19 protein-coding genes and 1 riboswitch are annotated in these 15,288 nt (G+C 62.6%); of the genes, 14 read left to right on the top strand and 5 right to left on the bottom strand.

The window, feature by feature from the left end:
• The first annotated feature begins 52 nt into the window (after nt 1-52).
• A complete protein-coding gene (locus Q0L94_RS09655) occupies nt 53-877 on the top strand; it encodes a DUF932 domain-containing protein (RefSeq protein WP_296752868.1) in 825 nt (274 codons plus the stop codon).
• A 129-nt stretch (nt 878-1,006) separates the two neighbouring features.
• Here the strand turns inward: Q0L94_RS09655 and Q0L94_RS09650 are convergent, their stop codons facing one another.
• A complete protein-coding gene (locus Q0L94_RS09650) occupies nt 1,007-1,870 on the bottom strand; it encodes a hypothetical protein (RefSeq protein WP_296752866.1) in 864 nt (287 codons plus the stop codon).
• An 898-nt stretch (nt 1,871-2,768) separates the two neighbouring features.
• On the opposite strand from Q0L94_RS09650, the gene Q0L94_RS09645 reads away from it, so the two are divergent.
• A complete protein-coding gene (locus Q0L94_RS09645; protein ID WP_296752864.1) occupies nt 2,769-3,083 on the top strand; it encodes a DUF736 domain-containing protein in 315 nt (104 codons plus the stop codon).
• 53 nt (nt 3,084-3,136) lie between these two features.
• Here the strand turns inward: Q0L94_RS09645 and Q0L94_RS09640 are convergent, their stop codons facing one another.
• Together Q0L94_RS09640 and Q0L94_RS09635 are read right to left on the bottom strand one after the other, a co-directional pair.
• Nucleotides 3,137-4,177 carry an endonuclease/exonuclease/phosphatase family protein gene (locus Q0L94_RS09640; RefSeq protein WP_296752863.1) on the bottom strand — a complete coding sequence of 347 codons (1,041 nt, stop codon included), beginning with the start codon at nt 4,175-4,177 and terminating at the stop codon, nt 3,137-3,139.
• 25 nt (nt 4,178-4,202) lie between these two features.
• Entirely contained in the window at nt 4,203-4,490 is a 288-nt protein-coding gene (locus tag Q0L94_RS09635) for a helix-turn-helix transcriptional regulator (protein ID WP_296752861.1), read from the bottom strand.
• Nucleotides 4,491-4,806: 316 nt separating this feature from the next.
• Between Q0L94_RS09635 and Q0L94_RS09630 the strand changes: the two genes are divergently transcribed.
• From Q0L94_RS09630 to Q0L94_RS09585, 10 genes are all read left to right on the top strand, one after another.
• On the top strand, nt 4,807-5,157 hold the full coding sequence (locus Q0L94_RS09630; protein WP_296752859.1) for a DUF2958 domain-containing protein: 351 nt from the start codon (nt 4,807-4,809) through the stop codon (nt 5,155-5,157).
• A 374-nt stretch (nt 5,158-5,531) separates the two neighbouring features.
• A complete protein-coding gene (locus Q0L94_RS09625) occupies nt 5,532-6,287 on the top strand; it encodes a DUF2285 domain-containing protein (RefSeq protein WP_296752857.1) in 756 nt (251 codons plus the stop codon).
• 126 nt (nt 6,288-6,413) lie between these two features.
• On the top strand, nt 6,414-6,707 hold the full coding sequence (locus tag Q0L94_RS09620; protein ID WP_296752855.1) for a helix-turn-helix domain-containing protein: 294 nt from the start codon (nt 6,414-6,416) through the stop codon (nt 6,705-6,707).
• Nucleotides 6,708-6,733: 26 nt separating this feature from the next.
• Nucleotides 6,734-7,591 (top strand): replication initiator protein A, encoded by an 858-nt coding sequence (locus Q0L94_RS09615; protein ID WP_296752854.1) that lies wholly within the window; start codon nt 6,734-6,736, stop codon nt 7,589-7,591.
• Between the two features lie 265 nt (nt 7,592-7,856).
• Nucleotides 7,857-8,495 carry a ParA family partition ATPase gene (gene parA / locus Q0L94_RS09610; protein ID WP_167681844.1) on the top strand — a complete coding sequence of 213 codons (639 nt, stop codon included), beginning with the start codon at nt 7,857-7,859 and terminating at the stop codon, nt 8,493-8,495.
• Nucleotides 8,492-8,752, top strand: a complete 261-nt coding sequence (locus Q0L94_RS09605; protein ID WP_296752852.1) for a chromosome partitioning protein ParB — start codon at nt 8,492-8,494, stop codon at nt 8,750-8,752. The genes parA and Q0L94_RS09605 overlap by 4 nt, the downstream gene beginning before the upstream one ends.
• Nucleotides 8,749-9,294, top strand: a complete 546-nt coding sequence (locus Q0L94_RS09600) for a DUF2840 domain-containing protein (RefSeq protein WP_296752850.1) — start codon at nt 8,749-8,751, stop codon at nt 9,292-9,294. The genes Q0L94_RS09605 and Q0L94_RS09600 overlap by 4 nt, the downstream gene beginning before the upstream one ends.
• Nucleotides 9,291-9,902 carry a S26 family signal peptidase gene (locus Q0L94_RS09595; RefSeq protein WP_296752848.1) on the top strand — a complete coding sequence of 204 codons (612 nt, stop codon included), beginning with the start codon at nt 9,291-9,293 and terminating at the stop codon, nt 9,900-9,902. The genes Q0L94_RS09600 and Q0L94_RS09595 overlap by 4 nt, the downstream gene beginning before the upstream one ends.
• On the top strand, nt 9,899-10,342 hold the full coding sequence (locus tag Q0L94_RS09590; RefSeq protein WP_296752846.1) for a hypothetical protein: 444 nt from the start codon (nt 9,899-9,901) through the stop codon (nt 10,340-10,342). The genes Q0L94_RS09595 and Q0L94_RS09590 overlap by 4 nt, the downstream gene beginning before the upstream one ends.
• Nucleotides 10,339-12,297, top strand: coding sequence for a relaxase/mobilization nuclease and DUF3363 domain-containing protein (locus tag Q0L94_RS09585; protein ID WP_296752927.1), 1,959 nt, complete (start codon nt 10,339-10,341; stop codon nt 12,295-12,297). Before Q0L94_RS09590 ends, Q0L94_RS09585 begins: the two co-directional genes overlap by 4 nt.
• A 62-nt stretch (nt 12,298-12,359) precedes the next feature.
• Here the strand turns inward: Q0L94_RS09585 and ribB are convergent, their stop codons facing one another.
• Together ribB and Q0L94_RS09575 are read right to left on the bottom strand one after the other, a co-directional pair.
• A complete protein-coding gene (gene ribB / locus Q0L94_RS09580) occupies nt 12,360-13,004 on the bottom strand; it encodes a 3,4-dihydroxy-2-butanone-4-phosphate synthase (RefSeq protein WP_296752845.1) in 645 nt (214 codons plus the stop codon).
• A gap of 97 nt (nt 13,005-13,101) precedes the next feature.
• Nucleotides 13,102-13,246: riboswitch (FMN riboswitch) on the bottom strand.
• Nucleotides 13,247-13,302: 56 nt separating this feature from the next.
• On the bottom strand, nt 13,303-14,016 hold the full coding sequence (locus Q0L94_RS09575; protein WP_296752843.1) for a LuxR family transcriptional regulator: 714 nt from the start codon (nt 14,014-14,016) through the stop codon (nt 13,303-13,305).
• 159 nt (nt 14,017-14,175) lie between these two features.
• Here Q0L94_RS09575 and Q0L94_RS09570 point away from each other — a divergent pair, with 159 nt between their 5' ends.
• Nucleotides 14,176-14,613 (top strand): DUF4902 domain-containing protein, encoded by a 438-nt coding sequence (locus Q0L94_RS09570; protein ID WP_296752842.1) that lies wholly within the window; start codon nt 14,176-14,178, stop codon nt 14,611-14,613.
• Between the two features lie 83 nt (nt 14,614-14,696).
• On the top strand, nt 14,697-15,281 hold the full coding sequence (locus Q0L94_RS17910; protein ID WP_366799424.1) for an acyl-homoserine-lactone synthase: 585 nt from the start codon (nt 14,697-14,699) through the stop codon (nt 15,279-15,281).
• Nucleotides 15,282-15,288: the final 7 nt, after the last annotated feature.

Here is a 15,288-nt window from a genome sequence, read left to right as displayed (position 1 = left end):
TAGGAATCCGGTGTGTGGTTTCAACAGCAAACCCTTTGTCAGGAGAAAGACCATGCAACTCGCAACCCGTTTCGCTTCCCGTTCCCCGGTGCTGCGCTCGGAACATCCCTTGTCGGACGACCAAATCCGGGCCGTGGCCCCGTCCATCTTCGCGGAGGCCCCGCATGAAAGCGTCTCGGAGCGGTACAGCTACATTCCGACCGCCACCGTTTTGCAGGAACTGCGCGGCGAAGGCTTCAAGCCCTTCATGGTGTGCCAGACCCGCGTGCGGCAGGACAACCGCCGCGACTACACCAAGCATATGATCCGGCTGCGCCATGCCAGCCAGATCAACGGTCGCGAGGCCAACGAAATAATATTGCTGAATTCGCACGATGGCACCAGCAGCTATCAGATGCTCGCCGGCATGTTCCGCTTCGTATGCCAGAACGGCCTTGTCTGTGGCGACACCGTGGCGGATGTGCGCGTGCCCCACAAGGGCGACGCGGCCACGCAGGTGATCGAAGGCGCTTACGAAGTCCTGCGCGGCTTCGACCGGGCGCAGGAATCCCGTGATGCCATGAGCGCCATCACGCTGGACACCGGGGAGTCGGAAGTGTTCGCCCGCGCCGCGCTGGCCCTCAAGTACGACGAGGACAAGCCCGCACCCATCACGGAAAGCCAAATCCTGATGCCGCGTCGCACCGACGACAGCCGGGCCGACCTGTGGAGCGTGTTCAACCGCGCGCAAGAAAACCTCATCAAAGGCGGCCTGCGCGCCCGCGCCGCCAACGGTCGCCGCCAGACCACCCGGCCCGTGCAGGGCATCGACAACGGCATCCGCCTGAACCGCGCCCTCTGGCTGCTGGCCGATGGCCTGCGCCAGTTGAAAGCCTGATTCTCCATGCGGCTGGGGCAGACAGCAGCCCCTGCCGCTTCTCTCGCTGCTGCATCCCTGATCCAACAGCCAAATTACGGCACCGCACTATATTTCAGTGCTCAAGGAAAATATTTCCTCGTGGCAATTTTAGATCGAGTAGGCATTCAGCGTAGCGAAGTCATTCGCCCCGAAACGTGTCTTCGCCACCGGTCCAAGCCCAAGCCCGGCATGGACATATGTATCGAACCAGTTCAGTACGTCCGCGACGACTTGGTCACAAGCTGATCGCGGGCCAACGAATCGGGAGCCAATCAATTGGCCATCGTGGATAAGTTCATTGCGCATGTTCTTAAAATCCTGACTGAGCGGTGCGATCCCCATGCGATTTGCGGCGTCTTCGAGGCCGTTGTAGTACGTCAGGCTTGCCTTCCCCTGCTTCTGGGCTTCGGTTGCAACGATGATCTGTAACAACGTCGTTGCACTCAGGTATTGGTCTTCCATTGACCAGCAGGCGAGAGCATCGAGCCAGTGATGTACCAGCAAACGTGCCTTTTCGGTTTGCCCCATGGTTGGCCAAACCCGCACGAAGACCTCGACCAGTCGGCTGAATTCGTTGGATGTGCTGATGACATATGAACCAGAACCGAGCGCGCGTGCGCGAGGCCAGTGGTCTGACGGTTGCATGATCGATACGGAACTGCCCATTGTCGATCGGTTGATCGTCACACTCATACCCGTCGCATAGCTCGCTGCCAGCAGGATTGGCGTGATCTCATCAAATGCCCGATCCACCGCGGCTGCACCTCGGTCCATGCTGATTGGGCTTTCAAGGAAATAGGTCTCGCCCACTGGCAAATGCTGTTGACGTGCCAAAGTCGTCCCTGTGATGGCAGCTTTTGTTGTTACGAAGTTTGGCGCCTTGGTCAGGGTCCACAGTCCTGCGGGTGTGGTGATCGTCAGATCGTCTGGATCGTCTGGTATCAGTAGATTCGTCACGTAAAAACTCAACATTTCATCTCCTCATTCAGACTGGGCACGGAATAGCATAGGCTATACGGTCAGGATGCTGCCGGGGCACGCATCCGAATTTTCATTCCTGCCATGGTGTATGCCTGCGCAGGTGTGTCGGCGCGATGCGCCGCCGGGCTTTCGGGCTGCGCCCCGTGCCGCCTTTGCCGTCACGGCCATTCGGCTTCAATCCCTCACGCACTTCCGCGCCTGTGGCGCTGCGCGCTTCGCTTGCCTCCAAGGGATCGGCGCACGGCCTATCCCCGCCGCGCGCCGCTAGGCGCCCCTGTGAGAGTGCCGAACCGGCTTGCGCCGGATCGGCCAGGTCAGCGCCCCGCCAGCGATGGACAGAGCGCAGCGGATACGCCGTGGCTTGCTGCGGCAGGTTGTGCGAATGCGTGCCGTCCTCGACGCTGGCGGTTCGTCGCCACATTATCACGAGAGATGGTTCACGGACACGCCGCCCTGCCCCGCCATGGAACTTCCACACCGCACCCCAAGCATGCCACCACAGGATGCGGCAGGGTCGTTAGCGCTCGCCGTTTGGGGGGATGGACCTTGCCCGCATCAGGGGGCAAGCCGATGAAGCCGCCTGCGGTGGGATGCCGAGGCCGCCCTGTCCCCTTGCGGGGCGATCGGCCCATGCGTCCTTGGCTTGTCGTGAATCCTGGCGGGGGCACAGCTGCGCCTCGGGCTTCATGGCCGCAACCGTCCGGCGCAAACAATTTCCCCTGCGCTATCACTGCGTTCGGCGCATTCCTCGCGGGACAAATTTTTTGCGCCTCCCGGTCCTCCACTGCGTTTCGGCCGCAAGCGATGCAGCCCGCCCGTCCCCCACCTGACGGATCACAACAAGGACGCGATGGGCGCGACCTTGGTTAACCCGCAAGGAGAAATCATCATGGCCACCATCGGCACCTTCACCGCAGACAAAGACGGCTTCACCGGCACGATCCGCACCCTGGCGCTCAACGTCAAGGTCAAGCTCGTCCCCAACGAAAAGGAAAGCGAAAACGCCCCCGACTTCCGCGTCCAGGCGGCAGGCGGATACGACGTCGGCGCGGCATGGAAGAAAGTCAGCAAGGCCGAGCGGCCCTACGTGTCCGTGACCCTCGACGATCCCACGTTCCCGGCGACGATCTATGCCCGCCTGATCGAGGAAGAGGACGGCACGCACAACCTGATCTGGTCGCGCAACAAGCCGCAAGTGGCCTGACGGCCACCCCAAGCGCCCCGCCCATTGCGGCGGGGCGCTTGGTTCTCGCTACATCACGCCAGCGTGCCCAGATAGGCATCGCTGTCGTCGATGCCCAGCTCGATCCACATGGGCAGGTGATCGCTCATGCGGTAGGTGCGCCAGTCCTTGAAACCGCGACCGGGCCTCTCGGCCCGCTCGGCGGCGTAAGCCGCTTCGTCTTCGAGCCGGTAGACGTGCTCGAAGAAGTCGAACACACCGGCTTGGCCGGTCAGTTTCAAGCGCGCCAGGTGCTTGTAATAGGCGATCTGGTCGTAGTGCTTGTCCTTGGCGACGTTCGATCCGGGAATGGTCTGCAGTTCTTCGGGGACGATGAAGCCGGCCTGTTCGATGGCCTCCATCGTCACGTCCTTGCGGTTGAAGATGTTGAAGTCGCCCAGCATGATGAGGTTGTCGGGCAGCGGTGGCGCGCCGGGTTCGTATTGGGGTGCCCCGGAGAGCTTGACCGCGTTCTTGGCGATCGTCTGACCGAATGCTGTGATCTCGGCCAACCGGCGCGGGTCAACGGCCACGCCCTTGCCGTAGTAGATATGGACCGTGGCCAGCGTCAGGTAGGCCCAGCCGGCACGAAATCCCGCCACATAGGGCGAGCGTGCCAACTGCACCGGCTCCTCCTTGGCGTTCTTCGCCTTGGGCAGCACCAACTCGGCCGCCAAGCCGGTGAAACTGACCTTGCGACGATCGTACAGATAGGCCATCCGCTCCGCATTGCCGGACGTGCCCAGCGTCACGTCGGTGACGAGGAAATCCCAGTCGTCGCCCAGCATGCGCCGCAGGCGCTGCAAGGGGTACAGACCGTCCCGCACCTCCTGAATGGCGACCAGGTCAAAACGGCTCAGTATCTCGGCGATATAGTAGTAAGGTTCATCGCTCCGATAGCCGTACTTGCCGGAGTCGAACTCACGGATGTTCCACGTCGCCAGCAGCAGCGTGTCGGTGGCCGTGCGCTTCGGGATGGCCTCGGCCAATGCTGGTCGCAGGCGCTGCAGGCCGTCGATGGTGCGTCGGCGAACCGCGGTGTCGTTGATCTTTTTCAACCCGGCGTAGTAAGGCATATTTCCCTCCCATGTTCGGTCTCATCTATCCGGCCGTGTCCGCTATTGCTTCCAGTTCCTTGCGCACCCGCGCCAGTAGTTGATCGGTCTTGGCCGGGTCGTTGCCAGCATAGGCCAGCGTCAGCAGCGTGAGCGGGTGCACTTCCATCACCTCGCACAACTCGGCCAGCTTGTTGAGCGTCGGGCTTTTCAGGTTACGCTCCAGCGAACTCAGATAGGTCCGGCTGGACACGTCGGAGAACGCTTCCTGGCTCAGGCCGCGTGCCCTCCTGACCGTCTTCAGTGCCTTCGCCAATGAGTTTTTCGCTGTCATCCGGTGGTTCCCTCAAAAACCAAGATGACAGTCGATTGCGCCCTATAGGGCTACAATCTATAGTGTTCATTTGATGGTAAGCCTTTCGGCTTTGCGCCTTTACAGAAAACCGCATCTGCGGATTTCGCCAGAACCGGAGAGCCGCATCCGTGTCATTCCTGACCTCCACAATTTCGCTTTTCCGTTTCCGTGCATGTACGGATTGGATGGCTTGCGCTTCCGTGTTTCCGCACGAAAGCGCACATCCGGTTCGGTGGTTCTACGCTTTCGCGGAAAGGCGGATTCGTGCATCCACGGTTTCGTGGGGTTCCTGACCATGACCCAGCCACTCACCACCGCCGACCAACGCGCGCAACTGCTCGCCAACGGCGAGGTGCGCGCGGCTGGTCAGATCATCGACCCGCTACCAGTGGTGAGGCTGTTCACGCCGGATGCGCACGCGACCTGGTTGCTGGCTGCGCTCGACCCGGCCGATGGCGATACGGCCTGGGGCCTCATCGACCTCGGCATCGGCATGCCGGAATTGGGGACGGTCAAGCTGTCCGGCTTGGCAGGCATCGTCGGGCCGCGTCAGCGGCCCATCCAACGCGACCTGTATTTCCACGCATCGCGGCCGTTATCGGAGTATGTCCGATTGGCGCAGATTGACGGCTCGATCCCCGACTGATCAATCCGTGCGGCCCCACTGCGGCGGGCCATCCAGACACACGCCCTTGCGGCGCATTGTGTCTTTTTCGGTCTGTGTTATGACGCAGGCAATCAGAATCGCCACTCTTGCCACAAGAAGGTACGGCCCTGACCGAAAGGGACATGATGTACTGAGCGGCTTGCGGCAGGATGTCCGGTGCTGCGCCCCATTTCCGGGCTGCGCAGCCGTCACATTCGGACAATCCACGTAAGACTTCAGAGCCAATCAGTCTTGACACCGCTCATTACAGCTTGAGTTTATCCCTTTGCTGGTGGCGCGTTGAGCTTTTGATGGCGTAGCCCCAGCGTGCCGACAACCGTGGCGACGATCCCTGCCCAACAGGAGGTTGCGTCATGGCTGATCGAAGCGCCGAACCCTGGTATCCCACCGCCGCGTATCTCTACGTGCTGCATCTGGATGACTTGGCACTGGCTTGGGAGTATTTGCGCCGCCATCCAGATTACCGCCGCGACTGGCTGCGCCGTCACCGCCAACCGGACGCCGCCCACAGTTGGGGGCTGAGCATGCTGGAAGACCCGGCCTTGGATGCGCGCGATGCGCATCCTGCATGGTTTTCTGGCCATCCCTGCATAGCGCAGCTTCATCCGGACATTGACCCACCGTCGGAAGCCGCCACGTTTGAGTTTTGGCGCATCCCCGGTCACAAGCACCTGGTTCATGATGGCCGACGCCTGATGCTCGCCACGCGCTGGCCCGGCTGCTGCCTGCGTCTGACGTTGGCACCGGGCTTGGAGGATGGCATGGCCTACGTCTATGCCATCCGCGCGCGCGACATGCCTTGCGCGCGCCATTGCGTGCTCCGGGCCGAACTGGACAAGCTGGCCGTGGCACCCGAAGGCACGCCCGCAGCAGCGGCTCGGCCCCGGCCCGCGCCGACTGCGCTGCAGGAGCTGCATACCTTGCAGGCGCTCGACGCCACCTTGGCAGGGGCGTCCTTGCGTGAAGTCGCCGAGGGGCTGTTCGGTTCCGATGCCGTGGTCACGGGCTGGTATACCGATGGCGGTCTGCGTTCCCGCGTACGCCGCCTGGTGCGACGCGGCCTGACGCTGATGCGCGGTGGGTATCGCCGCTTGGCTCAACTCCAGTGACTTGAGCAGGGTCGTTTTGCCTTCACTGCAAAACGACCCTCAACGGGACGCACCCCTTTCTTGAGACTGCCTACATCTGGCCGCGCTGGTGCGGCTGGGCTGTCCTGACCGATGGAGGCTTACCCGATGCGACCCGCTCCCTTGCGACCTGCTGCCGCACCCGCCACGCAGCAGCAACCCGCTGCTGCACAACCCCAACGCTACCTGACGAACGACGAGGCCGCCGAATACCTGCGCCTGTCGCCACGCACGCTGGAAAAGCAGCGCGTGATCGGCGGCGGCCCGCGTTTCCGCAAGTTTGGCCGTCGCGTCATGTACGCGGTGGCCGACCTCGATGCCTGGGCCGACCAGCGCAGCTTCGAGGCCACGTCCGATCCCGAATACGCCGAGCACCACTCGGCCGACAGCCGTGCGCGCTGATCGGCGCTTCGCCGGTGGCCATCGCCATGTTAAGTCCTTCGCTGCCATCCGGACAGCGGCCAGCGCAGGAGCGGGAACAGCTCGATCTGTTCCGCGCGCTACCGGGCGACATGGCGCCGCGCGACAGCCAGGATTTGATGGCCTTTCCGTTCTTCTCGCTGGCGAAGTCGAAGCGCGTCCAGCCGATCGACTTCCGCGCCGGCGGCGTGACGATCCGCGTGGAGGGGACGCAGGAGCACGGCATCGCCACGATCTGGGATGCCGACATCCTGATCTGGGCGGCCAGCCAGATCGTGGAAGCGCGCGACGCTGGCATTCGCCCGTCGCGGCTCATGCGCGCCACGCCCTACGAGATCCTGCGCTTCATCGGGCGCGGCACGTCGCTGCGCGACTACCAGCGCCTCAAGGCGGCCCTGGATCGCTTGCAATCGACCACGGTGGCCACCTCCATCCGCGAGACGACCGGGCGGCGCCTGCATCGCTTTTCGTGGATCAACGAATGGAAGGAACTGGCCGACGCCCGCGGCACGCCGCTGGGCATCGAACTGATCCTGCCGGACTGGTTCTACGCGGGCGTGATGGATGCGGCGCTGGTGCTGACCATCGACCCGGCCTATTTCAAGCTGACGGGTGGCATCGAGCGCTGGCTGTACCGCCTGGTGCGCAAGCACGGCGGCAAGCAGCCGGGCGGCTGGCAGTTCGACTTCAAGCACCTGCACCGCAAATCGGGCAGCACGGCCAAGCCCTACGACTTCGCCTGCGACTTGCGTGCGCTGGTGGCGCGGCAGTCAATGCCGGGCTACGTCCTGGGCATCGAACGGATGCCGGACGACGGGGCCGAACTGCTGATTTTCCGGCCCGTGCTGCGGACGGCACGGGGATAACTCGGGGAGAAGCTGTGAATGGCCTCGTGCTATCAGGCGTGCCGGGTATCGTGCTATCGGGCGTGTCCCTATCGTGCTATCAGGCGTGCGAAACAGCCGGAAAGCCAATAACGACGCTGGTTTCCGGACCCTCTAACTTCCCTAACTTAAATTCTTTAACTTTTAATAGAAGCGCACCGTTTCGGTGGATAACCGCCAAACGGCACGGCTCGCAGCGTTTCGCACGGCGAAGAAAAGCCGGCTTTCCAGAAAGGAGGGCCGCGCCATGATCATCGCTTTGCTGAACCAAAAAGGCGGTGTGGGCAAGACCACGCTCGCCACACATATCGCCGGTGAGCTGGCAATGCGCGGTCAGCAAGTCGTTCTGTTGGACGCCGACCCGCAAGGCTCGGCGCTCGACTGGACGCAGCGGCGCGCCCAGCAGGGCTTGCCACGCTTGTTCAGCGCTGTTGGCCTCGCACGCGAGACGCTGCATCAGGAAGCGCCAGAGCTGGCACGCAGGGCTGATCACGTCGTCATCGATGGCCCGCCACGCATCGCTGCGCTGGCGCGCTCGGCGCTGCTCGCGGCCGAGCGCGTGCTGATCCCGGTACAGCCCAGTCCCTACGACTTGTGGGCATCCGCCGAGATGGTCGCGCTGATCCGCGAGGCGCAGGTGTTCCGGCCGGCGCTGCGCGCGGCCTTCGCCATCAATCGGCGCGTCAGCACGACCATCATTGGCCGCGAAGCGCGCCAAGCGCTGGCCGACCAGCCGTTGCCCGCGCTGCGCTCGGAGGTGCATCAGCGCATCGTTTTCGCCGATAGCGTGGCCGCCGGTCGGCTGGCCCGCGAGACGGCACCCGACAGCGCCGCCACGCGCGAGATCGCCGCGCTGGTCGATGAACTGCTGCGGTGGCCGACATGACCACAGAACCACCTACGCGCGGCAAGCGCGTCGGCATCGGCGCGCGTCCGCCCGCGAACCCGCACGCCGAGGCGTGGGTTCGCCAGGGCGAAGCCAACGACCTCCAGAAAGGCGACCTCTACACCGCGCGCTTGACCCTCGACATCACGCCCGCGATGCGGGCGCGCATCAAGGTGTCGGCCTTCACGCAGGGCGTGACGGTGGCCGAACTACTGCGTGGATTGCTGGAACGCGAGTTCCCGGAGAACGCACCATGAACACTCACGCGTTGGCGGCCGTGGCAGCCACGTCATCCACAATTGCGCGGCCACTCGCAGTGCTCGCCGGGCGGGCCGGCGGCGCGCCGCTGACCTACGTATCGCTTGCCTACGTCGAACAGCGCATCGACCTCTACCTGCGCTTCGGCGAGCCGACGCGCATCATCCGGCTCGACCGCTGGCGGCGCGTCGCGGTGTTCCCGCCCGGCGCGATGTTTTGTCGCATCCGCTGGCATGCCAACGACTACGGGACGATCCGATGGCAGCTCATGGTCATGCAGGCCTGCACGCCGCTGGACGCGGCGCAGCGCATCCCCGGCGTGCTGCCCGGTGCGCGGTTGGTGTTGCACGCCGAGGGCGAGCCGGCCGTGCGCGCTGTGCTGGCTCAGATCGACGCCATCGAGGCGCTGGGCATAGCCGCCGTCGACGTGTCGCCCGCGTACTGGCGCACGCTTGGCAACCGGCTCGCTGCACGCCTGCCGCTGCCCGAATACACGGCCGAACGGCACGCTGCCTGGCTGGCCTGGAAGGCGCTGCCATGACGACGATTTCCACGTCCGCCAACGCCACGGAAACGGCGCCGCGTCCCCGCTCGCGCCTGCGCGCTCGCATCGCGCAGGCGGGTCTGTCCGCCTGCGGCCTCGCTGCGCTGGCCTGGGCGTCCTTCCTTCCTGACCACATGCGGCCGCTGCCGCGCCTGATCTACAACCCGTCCGACAGCGTGGCAGTTGGCTGGTATCGCGTCGATCCGCTCGACCGCCGGGCCGACTCGCTGCCACCTCCATTGGCCGTGGGCAGCATCGTGCTGGCCCAGCTTCCGGCCGACGCCGCCGAGCTGGCTGCGCAGCGCGGCTACCTGCCGGCGCGCATTCCGTTGCTCAAGCGCGTGGGCGCGGTGTCGCCGCAGCGAGTGTGCATCGTCGGCCGCAGCGTGCGCATTGACGGCGTGCCGGTGGCCGCTGTCTTGCCTGCCGATCGCATGGGCCGGCCGCTGCCATCCTGGCAGCAATGCCGGCTGCTTCACCCCGGGGAGTTGTTCCTGCTGAGCACGACCAACCCGGCGTCGTTCGACAGCCGCTACTTCGGGCCGATTGTTGCGTCCGACGTGATCGGTGTTGCGCATCCAGTCTGGCTGGAGACGCTCCGATGATGGCTAACGATTTGCTGCGCTTCATCGTGCCATCCGGCGTGTCGTTCCGGTGGCCGCCGCCGTGTCATTGCGCATACAGTGCACGTGTATTCGCACCGCACTTCGCGCACCATCCGGCGCCGTCTTTCCACGTGCAAGCGTCTTGCCTCGAACGCAACCGGCCGGTGGCCGTGGCCGCGTTCGCCGGCGGGCTGGCTGCGAGCAGCACCGAGTCGCCGGGCCGCCGACGCCCGGAGCGACAGCGAAGGGCAAAGGCGGAAGGCAAGATAAAAGGTCGCGGCACCTGGCCGCTTGAAAACCCTGTCTGCACTTGGGGGTGGCGCGGCACGCGCCAAGAGGCGGCAGCGTGCCGCGAGAGTGCGCAAGGCCGTATCGGCATTGGCGAAGGCGCGTGCTTCGCCCGCCCGGCTGCGCTGATCTTGGATGGAGGCACCGCCTGAGCAATCAAGACGACGACCATTTCCGGGTGCGGCCTGGCGCGCCGAAACAGCGCGACGACGCCTTCATCAACAAGGTGCTGCGCCAGACCAACAAGGCCGGCGCCAAGCTCTGCAAGACGGTCGGCAAAGTCGGCCAGCGGCCCGGTTCCCGACTGGGACGAGGCCACGTCGCAGCCCGCTTCGCCGGGGCCTCGCTCATGCCCAACGCCCGACGTGTGACGATCAAAGCGCGGCTGGTCAATCTGACCACGGCTGGGCCGCGTTCGACCGCCGCGCACCTGCGCTACATCGAGCGCGAAGGGGTTGATCGCCAAGGCGGGCCGGGCCGGGCCTATGGCCCAACGACCGACGCGGTGGACACCGCCGCTTTCGAGGAACGCGGGCGCGAGGATCGGCACCAGTTTCGCTTCATCGTATCGCCAGAGGATGCCGAAGAGCTCGACGACCTGCGCACCTATACCCGGCACCTGATGGCGCGCATGGAGGCTGACCTGGGCACACGGCTGAACTGGATGGCAGTGGATCACTGGAATACCGACAACCCGCATACCCACATCGTCCTGCGCGGCAAGGACGACACCGGAAAAGACCTAATCATTTCCCGCGACTACGTCGCCGAGGGGATGCGCCGCCGGGCCGCTGAACTGGCGACCGATTGGCTGGGGCTGCGCACCGAGCTGGACATCCAGCGCGCCATGCAGCGCGAAGTCGATCAGGAGAGGTGGACGGGACTGGATCGCACCTTGCAGCGCGAGGCCGCGGATGGCCTGGTGCGGACGGAAACGCTGGCCGAACCCCGGCTGCAACGCCAGCGGCAAATGCTGATCGGCCGTCTGCAGCGCTTGCAGCGCATGGGGCTGGCGACCGAGCAGCAACCCGGCGTATGGGCCATCCGTGCCGAGGCTGAGCCAACCCTGCGAGCCATGGGCGAGCGCGGCGACATCATCCGCACCATGCAGCGCGCCATAAGCGGCAAGCAGCGTGAGTTGGTCGTGTTCCCGCCCGGCGAGGAAGGCCGCGCCATCGTCGGCCGGGTGGCCGGCAAAGGGCTGGCCGACGAGCTGTACGACAAGGGCTATCTGGTCATCGACGGGATCGATGGCAAGGCGCACTACGTCGCGCTGCCGCCGCAGTCGGAACTGGAACAGTATCCGACCGGTGCCGTGGTGGAGGTGAAAGGCTCGGCCGACGTGCGCGCGGCCGACCGGAACATCGCCGCGCTGGCGACGGCTGGCATCTATCGCACCGACCATCACCTCGCGGTCGCCCAGAGCCAGGCAATGCCTGACCGCGACCCACGCGAGGTGGTCGCGGCCCACGTCCGCCGACTCGAAGCCCTGCGCCGCGCCGGCGTCGTGGAGCGCATGGCTGAAGGCGTCTGGCGTGTGCCCAACGACCTGGCCGAGCGGGGGCGCGAATACGACACCCAGCGCCTGGGCGGCGGAGTGGCAGTAGAGCTGAAATCGCACCTGCCAATCGAGCGGCAGACTCGCGTGATCGGTGCGACTTGGCTCGACCAGCAGTTGATCGGCGGCAGCAAGGGACTGGGCGACCTGGGCTTTGGCAGTGAGGTCAAGGACGCGCTGCAACTGCGCGCCGACTTCCTGACCGAACAGGGGCTGGTCGAGCGACGCGGGCAGCGTGTGATCCTTGCGCGCAACCTGCTGGCGACGCTTCGCGGGCGCGAGCTTACGAAGGTCGCGCAGGACATAGCGACAGAAACCGGCCTGGAGCATCGGCCGGTGTCCGAGGGGCAGCGCGTGGCCGGGATCTATCGCCGCAGCGTCATACTCGCTAGCGGCCGTTACGCGATGCTCGATGACGGCATGGGCTTCTCGCTGGTGCCGTGGAAGCCCGTGATTGAGCGGCATCTTGGGCAAACCGTGACGGCGGTGATGGGTATCAATGGCGTGTCCTGGGAACTTGGACGGCAACGCGGACTCGCAATTGGATAAGCCACAAAACTGTTGCCTCTAGTCCAGACCAGGACACTTACTCTACGTAATCAGAATCCTTCTTAACATCTCAGATGGATCAGGTCGCCGATCGTAATGACAGGAAAACCGTGCTCCAGAGAAAATCGACGGATATCCTCACCCTTTGCCATCGTACCGTCTGGGTTCATGAGTTCGCATAACACCGCAGCAGGATTAAGCCCGGCGAATCGGGCTAGATCAACAGCGCCCTCCGTGTGGCCGCGCCTACCCAATACACCATCATCATGAGCACATAACGGAAACACATGACCAGGGCGCACCAAGTCGTCGGGGGTTGCGTCATCGGCAACTGCCGCCTTGATGGTCGTAACTCGATCCGCAGCGGACACACCAGTGGTGACACCGTGGCGCGCCTCGATTGACACTGTAAATGCGGTGCTAAATCTGCTCTCATTCTGCGTGACCATGGGAGGAAGTTGGAGTCGCCTGGCAACGTTCTTTGTCAGGCAGAGACAAACGATTCCGCTGCATTCCCGGATCAGGAGAGCCATGGTTGACACCGTAAGTTTCTCGGCGGCCACAATGAGATCGGCCTCGTTCTCCCTATCGGCATCGTCCATCAGAATCACCGGACGCCCAATGCGCATAGCATGAAGAGCATCCTTCATGCGCTGGCTGGCATCCGTAAGAGCAGAAAAATTGGAGGGAAGTGATTGAACAAGCATGAAACGCTCCTCGCAAAAAAATAAAGTGGCGAAAAACGTTTCAGGGCAAACGTAAACACCCGCACCGAGCGCCAATTTCTTGGAACTCGTACGGGTATCACATCTTCTCTCATCCGGACTATGACCGTCGGCCTTGGCTTTGCACCAAGTCTGCTGACCTTGCGAAACCGCAAGCGCTCGCGGGCTCGTCCATAAATGAACTTACCGCCGGTGGGGAATTTCGCCCCGCCCTGAAGACGTGACCATAGAGTAGCATGGGAGCATGTAAAGTGAGTATGCAATCTCGGAGTCACGAGGCTCAATACAACAAGCCCACCATCGCCGCACGAATGACGGCCGCAGTCTTGTTGACCGCATTCAGCTTGACCATCGCATTCGCAATATGGAAGTTTACCGTACGCTCGGTGATGTCAAGAATGCTGGAAATGTCGCCCGACGTCTTCCCTTCCGCTGTCCAGCGCAGCACCACAATTTCACGCTCAGTGAGTTGAACCGTGGATTCCTGCATCATTTTTGGGGTGAGGAGTTCTGACATTCCCAAGTGCGCAATCTGGGCGAGCCAAGCCATTTTGAAGCCTTTGTCGCGTAGTTCGGAATCGGATAGCGGTTCGCCAGAGCGAGCGAGTGTTAGCATTCCGACTGTTCCGCTCGCGTCGCGATTGGACTGCGCCCAACCAAATCTCAACCCAAACGAGTAGACCTCTTCCCAAAATTCACGAACTGGAACGGAAAGATCATCTGACCAGATGACGGGTCGCAGGGAACGTATGCCGTGTTGTACCGTCGGGTCAATGTCAAGGTAATTGCGTTCGTTGTACCGGACTTGCCAAGCCGCCGGATAGTTGTTGAACATCACGGTTTTCGGACATGAAATAGGAAGCGGCGTGCGCAGACCGTAGGCGCAATGCTCGAAGCCCAAGTCGCGGGCTACTTCTGCGAGCGCATCAAACAATTTATTCTCGCAGTGGATGGAGTGCAGCTTTGATAGCTGATCTTCCTGCCAGGCTTCCACGAATGCTCCGTTGAAAAACACCCTCAATTTCTTTATTTGTCTGTCATTGTGACAATGCCGCCAATATTTAGTTGCCACAATTCAACTGTCAGACTTGACACTGTTGTTCGGCAATCCTGTCATGTACCGTAATCACTGTCAGACTCTTGCGGATATGCCATGAAGGATCGACAAACCGATGCCGGGATCCGTACCAAGCCCCCTCAGATAACCCTCTCCGCTGACGGTTATGTGCGCCTAACGCTGGATACGTTGCTGACTATTCAGTTTTCCCACTCGATATCAGGCGTGTACGAAGACACTGTATTTTCTGCCGGTGAAGGAGCGCGCCTCTCAATCACTTACGGCTACACCGAGTGGGTTAGCACATCGAAACCGCTACTCAGTCTAGGATGGGACTGGCAGCTCGGGGTGTCACAAGCCACCCTTCAGTACTCGTACTGCCGGTTAGGTCGCCATTATAGCAACGTCATGCTTATCGATGAGCATTTGCGCGACTTGGGAGCCCCCAAAACTGCGGCCTTGCTTGAATCCATAATCGACCTAATGCGCTGGCAGACTGAGGTTGACGAGCATATCGTCGCCCGCTACGCCTAGCAACCTGTCAAGGTTGCCAGTTACGTAATTTCCAGTGGCACAGTCCAATCCCCCTGATCTTATCGTCATTGCTTGGGGGGTATATGGTTGTCATTTCTGGCGCACCACGAACACTTCCGCAGGGCCTGTTCTCAAAGGTCGCTCACTACCGCCACAAGGTATTCATAGAACAGCTCGGCTGGCAGCTTCCAACCCTCGGAGAGGGAGAGCAGGATCAGTTTGACCGGTCAGATACTGTCTACGTGGTGGCACAAGATGAAGATGGGCATATCTTCGGATGCGCTCGGTTACTCCCCACGACCCGCCCCTATCTTCTAAGCGAAGTCTTTCCCCAACTTCTCAATGGGCTACCCCACCCATGCTCGCCTGACATCTGGGAGCTTTCCCGATTTGCGTCAGTGGACTTCAACTCAAGGATGACATCGCCATTGGGCCAATATTCGTCGTCTATAGCTATCCAGTTGCTCCGGGAATCCATCGCATGCGCAGCAGAACATGGCGCAAGACGATTGATTACCGTATCTCCGATTGGGATTGAACGACTCTTACGTAGAGCAGGTATTCACGCGCATCGAGCCGGCCCGCCAATGGTTGTCGATGGGCATCCGATCGTTGCCTGCTGGATCGAAGTGGCCGGAAATATCGTTCCGGCGCAGCTAGCACCATAGGAATACA

This window comes from Thiobacillus sp. (genome assembly GCF_024708915.1).
This window is presented reverse-complemented; position numbering and strand designations above follow the sequence as displayed.